Origin of the sequence: Micromonospora chalcea, from assembly GCF_002926165.1 — a bacterium.
In the GTDB taxonomy this organism is placed as follows: domain Bacteria; phylum Actinomycetota; class Actinomycetes; order Mycobacteriales; family Micromonosporaceae; genus Micromonospora; species Micromonospora chalcea.
The window spans coordinates 1-16403 of sequence record NZ_MAGP01000149.1 but is presented as its reverse complement, the minus strand read 5'-3'; the positions used below and the strand labels follow the sequence as shown (position 1 = coordinate 16403).

Here is a 16403-nt window from a genome sequence, read left to right as displayed (position 1 = left end):
GGTACGGCGGGAGGCGTGCGATGGGTCAGCGGTGGCGTGCGGTCGGAGTGCTGGCGGCCGCGTTGTTCGCGGTGAACGTGGTGGCCCGGCTGGTCACCAGATTCGCGTTCCCGGACGACGACGCCGCGTCCGACCGGGTGTCGCTGGTGATGTTCCTGGTGATCGGGCTGATCCTGGCGGGCGTCGCGTTCCGGTGGGGGGCCGACCGTCCGCTCGGCCGCCTGGCCGGTGACCTGGCCGCCGCGGTGGGGGTGGCGCTGGCGCTCACCGTGTTCGTCGGTCCGCTGGTGGTCGGGGAGAACCCGTTCGGCGGTGGCGCCGGTCTCTTCTTCGCCCAGATCTGGCTCTATCTCGCCGCCACCGCCGCCGGTGTGCTGGTCGGCTACCTGATCCTCACCGCGCTCGGCCGGGACTACCGGTCCCGGCAGCTCAAGCGGTACGCCGAGATGAAGCGGTCCCGGCCGCGCCGGGTCGTCCGGCGCTGACCCTCCGGCCGTTCAGGCGGCCGGGGCGACCCGGGTCAGGTAGGTGTGGTGGGTGGTGAACCCGAGCCGGCGGTAGAGCTCGACCGCGCCGGTGTTGCTCTGCTCCACCTGGAGGAACGCCCGCGTGGCGCCCTCGTCCGCGCCCCAGCGGGCCAGGGCGCGGACGACCGCGACGGCGAATCCGCGCCGACGCGCCTCGGGCAGCACTTCGAGCAGGCTGACGCCGAGCCAGCGGCCTTCGCCGGTCACCGTGCCCCGGCCGACCGCGAGCAGCCGGCCGTCGATCCGCAGCTCCGCGAAGCGGACCCGGTCGACGGCCGTGAGCACGTGCCGCGCGGCGTCCGGCAGGCCTCCCTTGCGACCGGCGGCGATCGCCAGCCAGTCGTCGGCGGGCGCGCCGGCCAGCGTCACCGGCGGCGTGCCGTCCGGACCGGCGAGCGGCGGCGGGCCGTCCGGGCCGGCGGTCGGCGTGTCGGCATCCGGCGGCGTGTCGGCGAGCCCGGCGTCCGGCGGCGCGGCCAGGGCGCGCAGCGGCACGGTCTGCACCAGCACCGGGGGCCGGGCCGTCCAGCCGCGCGCGTCCAGTTCGGCGCCGACCGGGGCGGCCAGCGGCAGCGGGGTGTTCACCAGCGCGGTGCCGCCCCGCTCGGCGTACCAGCGCTGCACCGCGTCCAGCGCGGCGGGCAGGGGCCGGTCCGGGTCGCCGACCGGCAGCGCGCTGTTGGCCCGACCGGTCCAGCCGTCGGCCCAGCGCAGCCGCCAGTCGCCGAGCCGTCCGCGTACCGGTGCGGGCCACGCCTCGTCGGCGGCCAGCTCCAGCGCGACCACGGCGGCGGCGGTGGGGCGGCGGGCCGGCGGCACCCGCTTGGCCCGGTGCACCTCGGCGACCGGTACGCGCAGCGGGCCGGCGTCGGTGGCGAGGGTGATGTGGGTCTCGCTCAGCTCGACGAGTTCGCCGAGCGCGTCGGAGAACAGCGTGCGGCCCTCACGAATCCCCACAATCCGGCGGACCACGATCCGGTGTCCCACGTCCTGCTGTCGGAGCACGATCGACCCCCTCCCCGGCGAGATACTAGGCTCTTACCGTTGCGGGTGATCGCGACGAGTCTGCGGAGGAGAAGACCGGTGACCTACATCATCGCCGAGCCGTGCGTGGATGTGCTCGACAAGGCATGCATCGAGGAGTGCCCGGTCGACTGCATCTACGAGGGCAACCGGATGCTCTACATCCACCCCGACGAGTGCGTCGACTGTGGTGCCTGCGAGCCGGTCTGCCCGGTAGAAGCGATCTTCTACGAGGACGACGTCCCGGAGCAGTGGAAGGACTACACCGGGGCCAACTACGAGTTCTTCGAGGACCTGGGCTCGCCCGGTGGCGCCTCGAAGATCGGCAAGGTGGAGAAGGACGCCACCTTCGTCGCCGCGCAGCCGCCGCGCGGCGAGGGCCACTGAACCGGCGCTCGCCGGTCTCGGCACGGCTGCCCGACTTCACCTGGGACACCCTGGACGCCGCGGCCGCCACGGCCGCGGCGCATCCGGACGGTCTCGTCAATCTGTCGATGGGCACGCCGGTCGACCCGGTGCCACAGCTGATCCGGCAGGCGCTGGCCGACGCGTCGAACGCGCCGGGCTACCCGCTGACCGCCGGCACCGCAGCGCTGCGGGACGCGATCGCGGCGTGGGTCGCCCGGGCCTGCGGCGCGGGCGTCGACGGGCTGGGCGTGCTGCCCACGATCGGCTCCAAGGAGCTGGTGGCGTGGCTGCCCACGCTGCTCGGGCTCGGCCCCGGTGACGTGGTGGTGGTGCCGTCGGTGGCCTACCCGACGTACGAGGACGGGGCGCGGCTGGTCGGCGCGACCACCGTACGCACCGACTCGCTGACCGCGCTCGGCCCGGATCCCCGGGTCCGGCTGGTCTGGGTCAACTCGCCGGGCAACCCGACCGGCCGGGTGCTGCCCGCCGCCCACCTGCGCAAGGTGGTCGAGTGGGCGCGCGAGCGCGGGGCCGTGGTGGCCAGCGACGAGTGCTACCTGCCGCTGGGCTGGGACGCCGAGCCCGTCTCGGTGCTCTCGCCCGAGGTGTGCGGCGGCTCGTACGACGGCGTGCTGGCGGTGCACTCGCTGTCCAAGCGCTCGAACCTGGCCGGGTACCGGGCCGGGTTCGTCGCCGGTGACCCGGCGCTGGTGGCCGAGCTGCTCAAGATCCGCAAGCACGCGGGTCTGATCGTGCCCGCGCCGGTGCAGGCCGCGATGGTGGCCGCGCTCGGCGACCAGGAGCACGCCGACGCCCAGCGGGAGCGCTACCGCGTCCGGCGGGAGAAGCTGCGTGCGGCGTTCACCGGGGCCGGCTTCACGGTCGAGCACTCGGAGGCCGGCCTCTACCTCTGGCTGACCCGCGACGAGGACTGCTGGGACACGGTGGACTGGCTGGCCCGCCGGGGCATCCTGGTCGCGGCCGGGATCTTCTACGGCCCGGCCGGCGCCCGGCACGTCCGGGTGGCGCTCACCGAGTCCGACGAGCGTGTCGACGCGGTGGCCGGGCGGCTCGCCGGGTCCTGACATGGCGGGCGAGCTGGCACGGGCGGCGGTGGTCGGCACCGGGCTGATCGGCGGTTCGCTGCTGCTCCGGTTGCGCGACGCCGGGCTCGACGTGACCGGCTGGGACCCGGACCCGGAGACCCGCGGGCGGGTACGCGAGCGGGGCGTCGTGGTGGCCGACACGGTCGAGGACGCGGTGGCCGGCCGGGACGTGGTGTTCCTCTGCGGCCCCCTGCCGACGTTGCCGGCGACGTTGGCCCGGGTCGCCGCCGTCACCGACGACAGGTGCGTGCTCACCGACGTCGGCAGCGTCAAGGCCGAGGTGAGCACCGTCGCCACCGTGCAGGGGCTCGGGCACCGGTTCGTGCCGGGCCACCCGATGGCCGGGGCCGACCGGGCCGGACCGGACGCGGCCGAGCCGGGCCTGCTCGACGGCGCCGCCTGGGTGCTCTGCCCGGGGCCGACCGGGCTGGACGCCTTCCGGCGGCTGGCCGCGCTGCTCGTGGACGTCTTCCACGCCCGGGTGGTGCCGATGTCCGCCCCGGAGCACGACGGAGCGGCGGCGCTCGCCTCGCACGTGCCGCACGTGCTCGCCGGGGCGCTGGCCGGCACCGTGCACCGGTCGGCGCTGCGGGACGCGGTTCTGACGCTCGCCGCCGGGAGCTTCTCCGACGGCACCCGGGTCGCCGGCGGGCCGCCCGAACGGACCGCGAACATGCTGCTCGGGAACCGCGACCGCGTCCTCGCCGAGCTGGACGCGCTCGGCGTCTTCCTGGGCGAGCTGACCGAGGCGCTGCGCGCCGGCGACGCCGACGCGCTGGCCGAGCGCCTCGCCGAGGGGCGGCAGACCCGGTCCACGCTGCGGGCGCGCGAGTTCACCGCGCACCGGCGGGAGTTCCCGTGCGCCGCCGACCACGTCGGCGAGCTGGCGTACCTGCGGGAGCTGGGCGCCGCGGGCGGTCACCTGACCGGGGTACGCGAGGCGGGCGGCGCGGTCACCTACACGGGGCACCTGCCGGCCACGCCGCCGTTAGGCTGAGCGGCATGGCGGACGCACCGGTCGTGGCGGTACGCGGTGAGGCGTACCGGGAGGTGGCGCCCGAGCTGGCGCGGTTCACGGTGACGGCGACGGCCCGGGACCGGGATCGCGAGACCACGCTGACCCGGCTGGCCGAACGGGCCGCCGCGGTGCGGGCGCTGCTCGACGCGGCCGAGCCGGCGGTGGAGCGCCGGGAGACCGGCCAGGTGCACGTCTGGCCGGTGACGAGGCGTTCCGGCGACCGCGTGGTGGCCTACCAGGGCAGCGTGAGCACCACTGTCACGACGAGCGACTTCACCGCGCTGGGCGAGCTGATGCTCCGCCTGGCCGACCAGGAGCAGGTCGAGGTGGCCGGCCCGGTGTGGTCGCTGCGGCCGGACAGCCCGGCCTACCGGGAGGCGCGGCAGGCGGCGATCGCGGACGCGCTGGTCCGGGCCCGGGAGTACGCCGAGGCGCTCGGCGCCCGGGTGACGGCGCTGCGGGAGCTGTCCGACACCGGGCTGAGCGCGTCCCCGCCGATGATGGTCAAGGCGGCGTACGCGCGCTCCGGCGAGCAGCCGGAGCTGGAGTTGGAGTTGGACCCGGCGCCGCAGCCGGTGCAGGCGGCGGTCGAGGCGCGGTTCACCATCAGCGAGCCGGTGCTGGGCTGATGCCGGCGGCGGAGGTGCTCGGGCTCGACGACCTGGTCGCCCGGGCGCGCGCGCTTGCCGAGGCCGGCCCGCGTCAGCTGCTCGGCATCGCCGGGGCACCCGGTGCGGGCAAGTCCACCCTGGCGGAAGGGATCGTGGCCGCGCTCGGCCCGGTCGCCCGGCTGGTCCCGATGGACGGCTTCCACCTGGCCGGGACGGCGTTGGAGCGGCTCGGCCGGTCGGGGCGCAAGGGCGCGCCGGACACGTTCGACGTCAACGGGTTCGCCTCGATGCTGCGCCGGTTGCGCCGGCTGGAGCCGACGTCGGTGTGGGCGCCGGAGTTCCGCCGTGACCTGGAGGAGCCGGTCGCCGCGGCGATCGAGGTCCCGCCCGAGGTGCGCCTGGTGGTCACCGAGGGCAACTACCTCCTGCTGCGGGACGACCCGTGGGAGGAGGTGCGGACGCTCCTGCACGAGGCCTGGTTCCTCGACCTGGACGCGGAGGTGCGGGTGCGCCGCCTCACCGCGCGGCACGAGGCGTACGGGAAGTCGCCGGAGCAGGCCCGGGCCTGGGCGCTGGGCAGCGACGAGGAGAACGCCCGGCTGGTCGCGGGCACGGCCGTGCACGCCGACCTGGTGGTACGCCTGGCCGACCCGCCGCCGGGGTGACGCCGGGCGCTGCCGCCGACCCGCCGCCGCACCGGCGCACGGTCAGCCGGCCCGCTGCCGGGGCGACGGCACGGTGCGGCGCAGCAACCGGGCCACCACGGCGCGCTCGCGGGTGAACTCCGCCGCCTCCGGGTAGCCGCTGTGGCTGCGGATGGGCGGATCGGCCACCTCGCCGCCGGTCGGGTGCAGCGCCTCCGGGTCCGCCACCGGCACGTCCCGCTGCCCGGCGCTGACCTGCCAGCCGAGCGGATCCGTGTCCCGCCAGAAGTTCGTCCAGGCCACGTGGCCGCCGGGCCAGGTGAGCGCGCCGGCCAGCGTACGCAGCCGCTCCGGGCCGAAGTAGGACGGGAAGACCCGCCCGTAGAGCCGGGTGAGCTGGCAGCCGTAGGAGAAGAACCAGGTACGCAGCCGCCACCGGCGGGGCAGTTGCAGAAGCACTGCGGCGCAGATGACGGTGCCCTGGCTGTGCCCGGAGAGGATGACGCCGTCCATCCGGTCGCTGTGGTGCGGCGGTAGCGCCAGCAGGCCCGCGACCCGGGTCTGGAGTTCCGGTACGGCGCGCTCGGCGTAGCTGGGCGGGGCGAGCGGGTGCGCGGCCCGGGGCCAGAACGTGCACACGTCCCAGATCACGCCGACCGAGCGGCGTACCGAGTCGGTGCGGTAGACCAGCAGCCCGAGCGCCGCCATCACCACCGGCAGCCAGCCGAGGATGGCGTCTCCCCGTTCGGCGGTCCAGTGGATGGCGGTCTGCCAGCCGGAGGGGGACAGCGGGCTCGGCCGTTCGCCGGAGAGCGCGGCGGCGCAGCAGAGCGTGACCAGGATCGCGCAGAACGCGGCGTAGCAGCCCATCAGCCGGACCGCGTGCTCGCCGACCAGCCGGTGCAGCGCCCGGTACGTGCTGACGTCGCGGCAGCGTCGCCGGTCGTGCGCGGACAGGCCGGGGGCGGCGGTGAGCCGGGCGTACTCCACCCGGCGCAGGCGGTGCAGCAGGACCGCGACCCGGACCAGCAGCCCGATCAGCGCGAGCAGGCCGACCGCGCAGGCCAGCCCGGCCCAGAAGACGGCGAGCGGAGGTATCACCCGGCTCGGGCCGCTCGGCTCGGCCGACCCGTCCAGCCGGTCGCTGACCCAGTAGAGCAGTCCGGCGCAGTAGGCCGCCGCCATCATCCAGCCGAAACCGGCGATGACCGCCGGGGCGCAGCCCCGCCAGGCCAGATCGGTGTACGCGCCGAGCGGCTGGGTCGGCACCGCCGGGCGCAGGCGGGGCAGGAGCAGTCCGATGCCGGCCAGCACACCGGCCGGGCCGACGAGCATCCAGGTGCGCAGCGCGTCCGGCGCGTCGGGCAGGCCGGGCAGCCCGCGTTCGATCCAGGTCGCGCCCAGCGGCAGCAGCAGCGCCCCGGCTGCCGGACCGGCCAGTGCCCGCCGGCCGGAGCGGTTCGCCGCGGCGATGGCCACCAGCAGCAGCACCTGGTAGGCGACGAGCCAGGCGATGGCGGTGTCGTACCCGGGCAGTGACCGGTCGGCATGGCAGCCGGCGATCTCCGGCTGCGCCGCGCACCCGAGCGGCGGCCGGTACGCCGACAGCGGCTGGCCGGCCGGTCCCTCGGGCAGCAGCAGCAGGACGAACGTGCCGACCAGACCGAGCGCGGTGAGCGCCGCGACGGCGATGCTCCACCGGCCGAGCGGGGTGGCGCCCTGGCGCCGGCTCAACCAGGGCCGGGCCACCGCGATCACGGCGATCGCCACCACGGCGGCGAGCAGCGCGACGGTCGGCCAGGCGACAGCGGCCCGCAGGCCGCGCGGCGGATCCATGATGAGAACCGCGGTGACGGGTACGGCGGCGGCGGTGACCGCGCCCGTGCACAGGTGCAGCACGGCGGCGCGGCGCAGTTGCCCTTCCCCGTTCCAGAACGTCGGATCCTGGAGCGGGTTCTGCGGCGGCTCGCGCGGCTCCGGTGGTTCGACCGGCTCACCGTCTTCCCGGACGGGCGCATGGTGGTGCGGGTCGGCGGGCATCTGCGCCTCGTACTGGTAGGTGCGGAAGGCGACGAGTCCGATCGCGGCCAGCACGAGCAGTGGCAGCAGCAGTCCGAGCGCGAGCGCCCGGGTGCCCTGCCGCCACCAGGAGTCGCCGAGGAACTGCCACGGCCCGGGGAGCCGGCCGAGGCAGTCCGCCTCCACGCACTGCCAGCCGATCAGGTCCACGCCGACGCCGGTCACGGTCATGACGAGCGTGCAGGTCAGGCTCAGGCAGAACAGGCGGATGAGCCAGGCGGTGATGCCGGACCGGCTGGCCCAGCGCTCCTGGTCCGGGTCGGGCGGGATGCCCGCGCGGGCGTGCAGCGCCACGTTTGCCAGGGCGAAAGGGAGCAGCAGCGTCCACAGCGCCCGTTCCACGTCCCGCCGGGTCCGCGCGCCGGAGGTCAACTGCCCCCAGCTGTACGCCTCGACGGTGATCGGGTCGTCCCGGCCGGCTGTGGTGGACCGGTAGAAGCCGGTCACCTGACCGCCGGCGACGAGTGCTGGTTGCCCACCGTCACCGTTCGCGCCTGCTTTCAGGCCGAGCAGCTGATCCGGCGGGGTGTTCGACACCCCGTGCACCCGTAGTTCGAGGACCCGCTCCATAGTGCCTCCCGGTGAACGCCCTACTACTCAGAGTGCACGCCGGGGCTGGAGTCCGCATCCGCTGGAGCGGTTGTTCTCGCAGCTCAGGATGGCTGAGTCAGGCTTCTGATCGGACGAGCGGGGTTACCCACCGCCACCACATTGGCCGGCAGGTCGCGGGTCACGACAGCGCCGGCGCCGACCACCGTGTTCTCGCCGATGGTCACCCCGGCTAGGACGATCACTCCGCCGCCGAGCCAGACGTTGTCACCGATGGTGATCGGCTGTGCGGATTCCCACTTGGCCCGGCGCGCCTCCGGTTCGACCGGGTGGGTGGCGGTGAGCAGCTGCACGTTCGGTCCGATCTGGACGTCCGCGCCGATGGTGATGCGGGCGACGTCGAGGAGGACCGCGTTGAAGTTGACGAACGTGCGCGGGCCGATGTGCGTCTGGTGTCCGTAGTCGCAGTGCAGTGGCGGCCGGACCCAGGCGTCCTCGCCGAGTGAGCCGAGCAGTTCGCGCAGCGCGGCGAGGCGGCCCGCCGGATCGTCGGCGGAGCTGCGGTTGAAGCGTTCGCTGAGCCGGGCCGCGCGCGCCAGGTCGGCGATGATCGCGGGATCGTCGGCGATGTACTGCTCGCCGGCCAGCATCCGGTCCTTCATGGAGGTCATCGCTCGATCGTCCCGGCCGGTTCGGGAGCGTGGTGGCGGTTCCGTCGGATCGGCGACTTCCCGATGCATACGCGGTATGCAATGCTGATACCCGCATCGATGTGTCCCTCATCGATGAAACGTTCGACGAAGGAGGAAGGTTGCTCCGGAATCGCAGAAAACTGGGCGCGCTGGGCATGGCCCTGGCGCTGGCGCTCGGTCTGCCGGTGCCCGCGCGGGCTGCCGCGCCCAGCGGCCCGACCGCGCCCACCGGCCCGTCCGAACAGGCCGGCAACCGTACGGCCACCGTCACCCTGATCACCGGGGACCGGGTCACCGTCACCGGCGGCCACGCCGCGGTACGCCCCGGCGCCGGGCGTACCGGCATCGAGTTCCTGGTCCGCCGCGAGCGCGACCGCCTCACCGTGCTGCCGCAGGACGCGCTCCCGCTGGTCCGCGCCGGCAAGCTCGACCGGCGGCTGTTCGACGTCACCGGGCTGATCGAGGCCGGCTACGACGACGCGCGGCGCGACACCGTACCGCTGCTCGTGACGTACCGGCCGGGGGTGGCCCGGCGCGCGGCGGCTCCGCTCGCCGGCGCCCGGGTGACCCGCGACCTGCCGGCGATCACCGGCGCGGCGGTCGTCGCGTCCAAGAGCGACACCGGCGCGCTCTGGAACGCGGTCAGCGCCGACAGTTCCGGTGCCCGGCTCGACGCGGCGGGGGGTGTCGAGCGGATCTGGCTCGACGGCCGGCGGCGGGTGACGCTCGACCACAGCGTGCCGCAGATCGGCGCGCCGACCGCCTGGGCCGCCGGATACACCGGCAAGGGCGTCCGGGTCGCGGTGCTCGACACCGGCGTCGACCTCACCCACCCGGACCTGGCGGGCAAGGTCGCCGAGTCGCGCAACTTCACCGAGGAGACCAACCCGGACGACATCGTCGGGCACGGCACCCACGTGGCCTCGACCATCGCCGGCAGCGGGGCCGCCTCCGGCGGAAAGTACCGGGGCGTCGCGCCGGACGCCACGCTGCTGTCCGGGAAGGTCTGCGAGGTCTACGGCTGCACCGAGTCGGCCATCCTGGCCGGCATGCAGTGGGCCGCCGCCGAACAGCACGCCACTGTGGTCAACATGAGTCTCGGCGGCGGCGACACGCCGGAGGTGGACCCGCTGGAGGAGGCGGTGGGGACGCTCACCGAGCAGCACGGGACGCTCTTCGTGATCGCCGCCGGCAACGACGGCGCCGACGGCTCGGTCGGGTCGCCGGCCAGCGCCGACGCCGCGCTGGCGGTCGGCGCCGTGGACCGCGACGACGCGCTCGCCGACTTCTCCAGCCGTGGCCCCCGGGTCGGCGACGGAGCGATCAAGCCGGACATCACCGCGCCCGGCGTGGAGATCGTGGCCGCCCGGGCCGCACACGGCGAGATCGGCGACCCGGTGGGCGACAAGTACGCCGCACTGTCCGGCACGTCGATGGCCACGCCGCACGTGGCCGGCGCGGTCGCGCTCCTCGCCCAGCAGCACCCCGGCTGGACGCCCGCCAGCTACAAGGCGACGTTGATGGCCTCGGCGAAGCCGCACCCGGAGCAGACCGCGTACCAGCAGGGCGCGGGCCGGGTCGACCTCGCCCGCGCGATCACCCAGCAGGTGACCAGCGACCCGCCGTCCGTCTCGTTCGGCGTGGCGACCTGGCCGCACACCGACGACCAGCCGATCAGCCGGACCGTCACCTACCGCAACGGCGGGACCGCCCCGGTCACGCTGGACCTGAGCACCGAGTTCACCGGGCCGGGCGGACGGTCCGCGCCGGCCGGCATGCTCACCCTCAGCGCCTCCCGGCTCACCGTCCCGGCGGGCGGCAGCGCCCAGGTGACGGTGGTCGTGGACACCCGGCTCGGCGGCGCCGACGGCTACTGGACCGGCCGCCTGGTCGCCCGCGCCGGCGACGCGGTGGCGGTGACCCCGCTCGCGGTCGACCGCGAGGTGGAGAGCTACGACCTGACGGTGACGCACCGCAACCGCTCCGGCGCTCTGACCGGTGACTACTTCACCAGCCTGCTCGGGCTCGACGACGCCAGCTACCGCGACGTGTACGACGCCGACGGCGAGGCCCGGCTGCGGGTGCCAAAGGGCCGGTACGGCGTGCAGAGCCTGATCTTCGCAGCCGGCGACGAGGGCTGGTCGGAAGTCTCCTTCCTCGCCCAGCCGGAGCTGGTGGTGACCGGCAACCAGCGGCTCGTGCTGGACGCGCGGGCGGCGAAGCCGGTCCGTACCACGGTGCCGCAGCGCGGCGCGGTACCGCTGCTGATCGACCTCACCGCGGCCTGGAAGCTCGACGACTTCCAAGCCAGCTTCGGGCTCTGGGCCGACAAGTTCGACGGTCTCTACTCGGGCCAGGTCGGCCGCAACGTCTCCGCCGACCTCTTCGTCGGCGCGGTCGCCAGCCAGTGGACCGAGGCGAAGGCGCCCGAGCGCAGCCCGTACTTCTACGGCCTGAACGAGCAGTTCCCGGGCCGGTTCCCGACCGGTTTCGTCAGGCACTACCGGCCCGCCGACTTCGCCACCGTCACGAGCCGGTTCGCCGCCGGCTACACCGGGATGGACAACGAACGGGTCGTGTTCCCGGAGTCCGACTACGACATCGGCGGCTCGGCGATCGTCCTGCCGGTCCAGTTGCCCGGCAAGCGGATCGAGCACCTCTCCACCGCCAAGACCCGCTGGAGCGCCGAGCTGGACTTCGGTGAGCGGGGCGAGGACGGCTGGCTGGAGGCGCGGGCGGTGCTGCAGTCCGTGCCCACCCGCTACCGGGCCGGGCGCACCTACACCGAGGAATGGAACAAGGGCCCCTTCGGCCCGTCGTTCCCGCAGCCGCGCTGGCCGGAGGAGAGCATCACCCGCATCGGCGACAGCATCGTGGTCGCGCTGCCGGTGCACAGCGACGCGGCCGGGCACCCGGGCGGTTCGCTGAACGACACCGAGCACACGCGGCTGTTCCGCAACGGCAAGCTGGTCGGCGAGTCGCCCTACCCGGGGTACGGCGAGTTCACGGTGCCGCCGGGCGCGGCGAACTACCGGCTGGAGACCGTGGCGAAGCGCGGCTTCACCGACCTGAGCACCGAGGTCTCGGCGAGCTGGACGTTCCGCTCCAAGCGGGTTCCGGGTGACGTGCCGGCCCGGCTGCCGGCCATGGCGGTCCGGTTCACCCCGCCGCTGGCGGTGGACAGCTCGGCACCGGCGGGCCGGACGTTCACCGTGCCGGTGGCGGTCCAGCGCCAGCCCGGCGCGCCGTCCGGCCGGGTCGTCGCGCTCACCGTCGACGTCTCCTACGACGGCGGGAAGACCTGGCGCAAGGCGACGGTGAAGAAGCAGGGCGGGGCGTGGACGGCCACCGTCCGGCACCCGGCCGGCCCGGGGTACGCGTCGCTGCGGGCCACCGCCCGTGACGACGCCGGCAACACCGTGACCCAGCGGATCATCCAGGCGTACCGCCTGCGGTGAGCCGGCCGTCCGGGTCCGCGCGGTGGGCGCGGACCCGGACGGGGGTACGGCTCAGTCGTTGGCGTGCAGCGCGGCGTTCAGTTTGATGCCCTGCCCGGTGCGGGGCTTCGCCTCCAGCGCGCCGGTCACCGAGTTGCGCCAGAACAGCAGCCCGTCGACGCCGGACAGCTCGCGGGCCTTGACCGTCCGGCCGTCCGGCAGGGTGATCTTCGAGGCGGCGGTGATGTAGCAGCCGGCCTCCACCACGCAGTCGTCGCCGAGCGTGATGCCGACACCGGCGTTCGCGCCGATCAGGCTGCGCTCACCGATGCGCACCCTCTCCGTGCCGCCGCCGGAGAGTGTGCCCATGATCGAGGCGCCGCCGCCGACGTCGGAGCCGTCGCCGACCACCACGCCCTGCACGATGCGGCCCTCGACCATCGAGGTGCCCAGCGTGCCCGCGTTGAAGTTGACGAAGCCCTCGTGCATCACGGTGGTGCCGGAGGACAGGTACGCGCCCAGCCGGACCCGGTCCGCGTCGGCGATCCGCACCCCGGACGGCACCACGTAGTCGGTCATCCGGGGGAACTTGTCGACCCCGTACACGGCCAGGTGGCGGCCCGCCGCCCGCTCGATGACACGCAGCTCGTCCACCCGCTCCGGCGGGCACGGACCGGCCGACGTCCAGGCCACGTTCGCCAGCTTGCCGAAGATGCCGTCGAGGTTCAGCTCGTTCGGCCGCACCAGGCGGTGGGAGAGCAGGTGCAACCGCAGGTACGCGTCGGCCGCGTCCTTGATCGGGTCGTCCAGCGAGCCGATCAGCGTGGTCACCTCGACCGTGCGCAGACCGGGCAGCGCCCGCTCGCCGATCGCGCCCGGCGGCAGGTCGAGCACGTCGGCCTGGTCCTCGCCGGGCACCAGCGGCAGCTCGCCCAGACCCAGCTTGCCGGTCGGGTACCAGGTGTCGAGCACCTGGTCCTCGGCGGTGACGGTGGCCAGGCCGATGCCCCAGGCAGATGGTGCGGACGTCACGATGTCACCCTTCTCCTCCGGCAACGGCGTCCGCCGCTGCTCGCGGCCGCGGGCCTCGCCGAACGTGTTCCCTGGCCCGCCGAGGTTGACGGTACCGTGCGAGACATGCAGAACCCGTTGACCCCCGAGGTCCTGGCCGATCCGGTGGCGCTGACCCGCGCCCTGGTCGACATCGAGTCGGTCTCCCTCAACGAGAAGGCGATCGCCGACTGCGTCGAGGAGGTGCTGCGCCGTGTGCCGCACCTGACCACGTACCGGCACCAGAACACCGTCATGGCCCGTACCGACCTGGGCCGGGCCCAGCGCGTGGTGCTCGCCGGCCACCTGGACACCGTCCCGCTCAACGGCAACTTCCCCTCGACCATGCGCGGTGACCTGATGTACGGCTGCGGCACCTCCGACATGAAGTCCGGCGTGGCGTTCGCCCTGCACCTGGCGGTCACGCTGCCCGACCCGCGCTACGACGTCACGTACTTCTTCTACGAGGCCGAGGAGATCGAGTCGAAGTACAACGGCCTCACCCTGGTCGCGCAGACCCACCCGGAGTGGCTGGAGGCCGACTTCGCGGTGCTGCTGGAGCCGACGTACGGCATCGTCGAGGCGGGCTGCCAGGGCACCATGCGGGCGGTGATCACCACGCACGGGGAGCGGGCCCACGCGGCGCGTTCCTGGCACGGGGTGAACGCCATCCACGGCGCGAGCGAGGTGCTGCGGCGGCTGACCACGTACGAGGCGCGCCGGGTGACGATCGAGGGCTGCGACTACCGCGAGGGCCTCAACGCGGTACGGATCACCGGCGGGGTGGCCGGCAACGTCATCCCCGACCGGTGCGAGATCGAGATCAACTACCGGTACGCCCCGGACCGCGACCCGGCGGGCGCCGAGGCGCACCTGCGCGAGGTCTTCGCCGGCTTCGACCTGGCGGTCACCGACGCGGCGGCCGGCGCGCCACCCGGGCTGGACAACCCGGCGGCGCAGGAGTTCCTGACGGCGGTGGGCGCCGCCCCGATCGGCAAGCTGGGCTGGACGGACGTGGCGCGGTTCGCGGCCATGGGCATCCCGGCGCTGAACTTCGGGCCCGGCGACCCGAACCTGGCGCACCACAAGGACGAGCACGTCGAACTGACCAAGATCCGGGACGGCGCGGCCACCCTGCACCGCTGGCTGGCCCCGGCCTGACGCGCCGCGATCCGGGGCCCGCACCCGCCTGGCGGGCCCCGGATCGTCAGACGCTGGTCGTCAGGGGCGCGTCCGCCTCGCCGGTCTCGCCGGTGAGGTCGGTGCGGTGGGTCTCCATCATCCGGGCGCGGCGGCGCTCGGCCACCACGTCGCGGATCCGCCGCTGCATCTGACGGCGAATCCGGATCATCTCGCTGTTACTGATCAACGCTGGCTCCTCCCCCGAAGGCGCGTCGCCCGGGGTATACCGGGTATGTGAATAGTAAGACGTACGAGCCAGCGATTTAGTTGCCCGTATCCCAGATTTTCTTCGGCTCCCGGGCCAGCGCGTCCCGCCGGATCCGCTCCATTACGGTGACCACATGGGCGAGAGCAGCGGGAAGACGGCTGGGCAGGGGCAGCGGGGGGAGACGCGTCGGGCGGAACGGCACCGCGGTGCGGTGACGCTGCGCAACCGGGCGATTCCGACGAGTACCGCTGATCAGCGACTGCTCGACTCCCGGGGACGCAGCGACTGGAAGACCAAGGACGCCTGGCGGGCCCTGCGGATCCTGTCCGAGTTCGTCGAGGGCTTCGACACCCTCGCCGACCTGCCCCCGGCGGTGAGCGTCTTCGGCTCCGCCCGCAGCAAGCCGGACAGCCCGGAGTGCCGGATGGCCGAGGAAGTGGGCGCGGCACTGGCCCGGGCCGGCTACGCGGTGATCACCGGGGGCGGCCCCGGCGTGATGGAGGCCGCCAACCGTGGCGCCGGCGAAGCCGGCGGCCTCTCCGTCGGGCTCGGCATCGAGCTGCCGTTCGAGCAGGGCCTCAACGACTGGGTCGACCTGGCCATCGACTTCCGCTACTTCTTCGCCCGCAAGACCATGTTCGTCAAGTACGCCCAGGCGTTCGTGGTGCTGCCCGGCGGCTTCGGCACCCTGGACGAGCTGTTCGAGGCGCTCACCCTGGTGCAGACCGGCAAGGTGACCCGGTTCCCGGTGGTGCTGATGGGCACCGACTACTGGCGCGGACTGCTCGACTGGTTGCGTACGACGATGGCCGCCGAGGGCAAGATCGGCCCGGCCGACCTCGACCTGATCCGGCTCACCGACGACGTCAACGAAGCGGTCCGGCACATCGTGGAGGCCGAGGCGGTGCTCTCCGCCGAGCAGGAGGCGGTACGCGAGGAGGCGGTCGCCCGGGTCGCCGCCGACCAGCGCGCCGCCGCCGAGGCCGCCCCCGAGGGCCCGGCCGGACGGAGCTGAACGTGGCGAACGTCTGTGTCTTCTGCGCGTCCTCCCGTACCCTCGACGACCGCTGGCTCGCGCTGGCCACCGAGACCGGCGCGGAACTCGCCCGGCGCGGTCACACGCTGGTCAGCGGCGGCGGCTGCGTCGGCATGATGGGCGCCGTGGTGGAGGGCGCGCGGGCGGCCGGCGGCCGCACCATCGGCGTCATCCCGCAGTCCCTGGTCGACCTGGAGGTCGCCGACCTGGACTCCGACGAGCTGCTGGTGACCGACAGCCTGGCCGACCGCAAGACGCTGATGGACGAGAAGTCCGACGCGTTCGTGGCGCTGCCCGGCGGCCTGGGCACGTTGGACGAGCTGTTCGAGGTGTGGACCACAGCCACCCTGGCCCTGCACGCCAAGCCGATGGTGATCGTGGACGTGGACGGCTTCTACCGGCCGCTGCTCGACTGGATCCGCGGGCTCGGCGAGCAGCGCTTCCTCAAGCCGGCCGCGCTGGACCTGCTGATGGTCGCCGACAGCGTGCCCGCCGCGCTCGACCTGATCGACGCCCGCCTCACCTGACGCGCGCCCGGCCACCCGTGCTTGTTCACCACCGTCTCGGCGTGCTTGATCGACACCACTTCGGGGAGGTGGTGGTGTCCGGGCGCGCGTGATGCGGCCACTTCGCCGAGGTGGCGTGAACGCATGGAGCCGGGCGTGGGGCGGAGCCGGCAATGGTGCGCGCCGCGGGCAAGGTGAGCTGGTGACGGGCGGGACGACTGTCGGTTTCCGGGTGTCGTACCGGCGTGGTGGGATGTCGGTGATGCAGGCGTACCGGTTGGTGCGCCGGCCCGGCGGCGCGGGGGCGGGGGTCACCCACGACGCCGG

Annotated in this window: 15 protein-coding genes; 10 read left to right on the top strand and 5 right to left on the bottom strand. The window is 74.1% G+C overall.

Annotated elements, in window-relative coordinates; all coding sequences use genetic code 11:
- The first annotated feature begins 20 nt into the window (after window positions 1-20).
- A complete protein-coding gene (locus BAW75_RS25550) occupies window positions 21-485 on the top strand; it encodes a hypothetical protein (protein ID WP_104115157.1) in 465 nt (154 codons plus the stop codon).
- Between the two features lie 12 nt (window positions 486-497).
- On the opposite strand, the gene BAW75_RS25545 is transcribed toward BAW75_RS25550, so the two are convergent.
- Complete coding sequence (locus BAW75_RS25545) at window positions 498-1532, bottom strand: GNAT family N-acetyltransferase (RefSeq protein WP_104115156.1); 1035 nt, start codon at window positions 1530-1532, stop codon at window positions 498-500.
- Between the two features lie 78 nt (window positions 1533-1610).
- Between BAW75_RS25545 and fdxA the strand changes: the two genes are divergently transcribed.
- From fdxA to BAW75_RS25520, 5 genes are read left to right on the top strand one after another with little or no spacing between them, the layout of a single operon-like run.
- Window positions 1611-1937 (top strand): ferredoxin, encoded by a 327-nt coding sequence (fdxA, locus tag BAW75_RS32660; protein WP_007464872.1) that lies wholly within the window; start codon window positions 1611-1613, stop codon window positions 1935-1937.
- A complete protein-coding gene (gene dapC / locus BAW75_RS25535; protein WP_104115171.1) occupies window positions 1934-3043 on the top strand; it encodes a succinyldiaminopimelate transaminase in 1110 nt (369 codons plus the stop codon). The genes fdxA and dapC overlap by 4 nt, the downstream gene beginning before the upstream one ends.
- A 1-nt stretch (window position 3044) precedes the next feature.
- Window positions 3045-4061: a prephenate dehydrogenase gene (locus BAW75_RS25530; protein WP_069087329.1), complete on the top strand. Its 1017-nt coding sequence runs from the start codon at window positions 3045-3047 to the stop codon at window positions 4059-4061.
- Window positions 4062-4066: 5 nt separating this feature from the next.
- Window positions 4067-4711 carry an SIMPL domain-containing protein gene (locus BAW75_RS25525; RefSeq protein WP_030504648.1) on the top strand — a complete coding sequence of 215 codons (645 nt, stop codon included), beginning with the start codon at window positions 4067-4069 and terminating at the stop codon, window positions 4709-4711.
- Window positions 4711-5358, top strand: a complete 648-nt coding sequence (locus tag BAW75_RS25520; protein ID WP_104115155.1) for a nucleoside/nucleotide kinase family protein — start codon at window positions 4711-4713, stop codon at window positions 5356-5358. Before BAW75_RS25525 ends, BAW75_RS25520 begins: the two co-directional genes overlap by 1 nt.
- Window positions 5359-5400: 42 nt before the next feature.
- On the opposite strand, the gene BAW75_RS25515 is transcribed toward BAW75_RS25520, so the two are convergent.
- Entirely contained in the window at window positions 5401-7986 is a 2586-nt protein-coding gene (locus BAW75_RS25515) for a hypothetical protein (protein ID WP_104115154.1), read from the bottom strand.
- An 83-nt stretch (window positions 7987-8069) separates the two neighbouring features.
- On the bottom strand, window positions 8070-8636 hold the full coding sequence (locus BAW75_RS25510; RefSeq protein ID WP_064447909.1) for a sugar O-acetyltransferase: 567 nt from the start codon (window positions 8634-8636) through the stop codon (window positions 8070-8072).
- A 140-nt stretch (window positions 8637-8776) separates the two neighbouring features.
- Here BAW75_RS25510 and BAW75_RS25505 point away from each other — a divergent pair, with 140 nt between their 5' ends.
- Window positions 8777-12115 carry a S8 family serine peptidase gene (locus BAW75_RS25505; protein WP_104115153.1) on the top strand — a complete coding sequence of 1113 codons (3339 nt, stop codon included), beginning with the start codon at window positions 8777-8779 and terminating at the stop codon, window positions 12113-12115.
- 51 nt (window positions 12116-12166) lie between these two features.
- Here BAW75_RS25505 and dapD read toward each other — a convergent pair whose 3' ends face one another.
- Window positions 12167-13126 carry a 2,3,4,5-tetrahydropyridine-2,6-dicarboxylate N-succinyltransferase gene (dapD, locus tag BAW75_RS25500; protein WP_104115170.1) on the bottom strand — a complete coding sequence of 320 codons (960 nt, stop codon included), beginning with the start codon at window positions 13124-13126 and terminating at the stop codon, window positions 12167-12169.
- 105 nt (window positions 13127-13231) lie between these two features.
- On the opposite strand from dapD, the gene dapE reads away from it, so the two are divergent.
- Complete coding sequence (gene dapE / locus BAW75_RS25495) at window positions 13232-14305, top strand: succinyl-diaminopimelate desuccinylase (RefSeq protein ID WP_104115152.1); 1074 nt, start codon at window positions 13232-13234, stop codon at window positions 14303-14305.
- Window positions 14306-14351: 46 nt separating this feature from the next.
- Here dapE and BAW75_RS32445 read toward each other — a convergent pair whose 3' ends face one another.
- Entirely contained in the window at window positions 14352-14513 is a 162-nt protein-coding gene (locus tag BAW75_RS32445) for a hypothetical protein (protein WP_166457212.1), read from the bottom strand.
- Between the two features lie 154 nt (window positions 14514-14667).
- On the opposite strand from BAW75_RS32445, the gene BAW75_RS25490 reads away from it, so the two are divergent.
- Both BAW75_RS25490 and BAW75_RS25485 read left to right on the top strand, forming a co-directional pair.
- Complete coding sequence (locus BAW75_RS25490) at window positions 14668-15549, top strand: LOG family protein (RefSeq protein WP_043328443.1); 882 nt, start codon at window positions 14668-14670, stop codon at window positions 15547-15549.
- A gap of 2 nt (window positions 15550-15551) precedes the next feature.
- Complete coding sequence (locus BAW75_RS25485; RefSeq protein WP_104115151.1) at window positions 15552-16097, top strand: LOG family protein; 546 nt, start codon at window positions 15552-15554, stop codon at window positions 16095-16097.
- Window positions 16098-16403 lie beyond the last annotated feature (306 nt).

Coding starts and splice junctions, on each gene's coding strand:
- BAW75_RS25530 (WP_069087329.1), top strand. CDS start 3,045: ATGGCGGGCGAGCTGGCACGGGCGGCGGTGGTCGGCACCGGGCTGATC.
- BAW75_RS25525 (WP_030504648.1), top strand. CDS start 4,067: ATGGCGGACGCACCGGTCGTGGCGGTACGCGGTGAGGCGTACCGGGAG.
- dapE (WP_104115152.1), top strand. CDS start 13,232: ATGCAGAACCCGTTGACCCCCGAGGTCCTGGCCGATCCGGTGGCGCTG.
- BAW75_RS25520 (WP_104115155.1), top strand. CDS start 4,711: ATGCCGGCGGCGGAGGTGCTCGGGCTCGACGACCTGGTCGCCCGGGCG.
- BAW75_RS25550 (WP_104115157.1), top strand. CDS start 21: ATGGGTCAGCGGTGGCGTGCGGTCGGAGTGCTGGCGGCCGCGTTGTTC.
- BAW75_RS25490 (WP_043328443.1), top strand. CDS start 14,668: ATGGGCGAGAGCAGCGGGAAGACGGCTGGGCAGGGGCAGCGGGGGGAG.
- BAW75_RS25510 (WP_064447909.1), bottom strand. CDS start 8,636: ATGACCTCCATGAAGGACCGGATGCTGGCCGGCGAGCAGTACATCGCC.
- BAW75_RS25515 (WP_104115154.1), bottom strand. CDS start 7,986: ATGGAGCGGGTCCTCGAACTACGGGTGCACGGGGTGTCGAACACCCCG.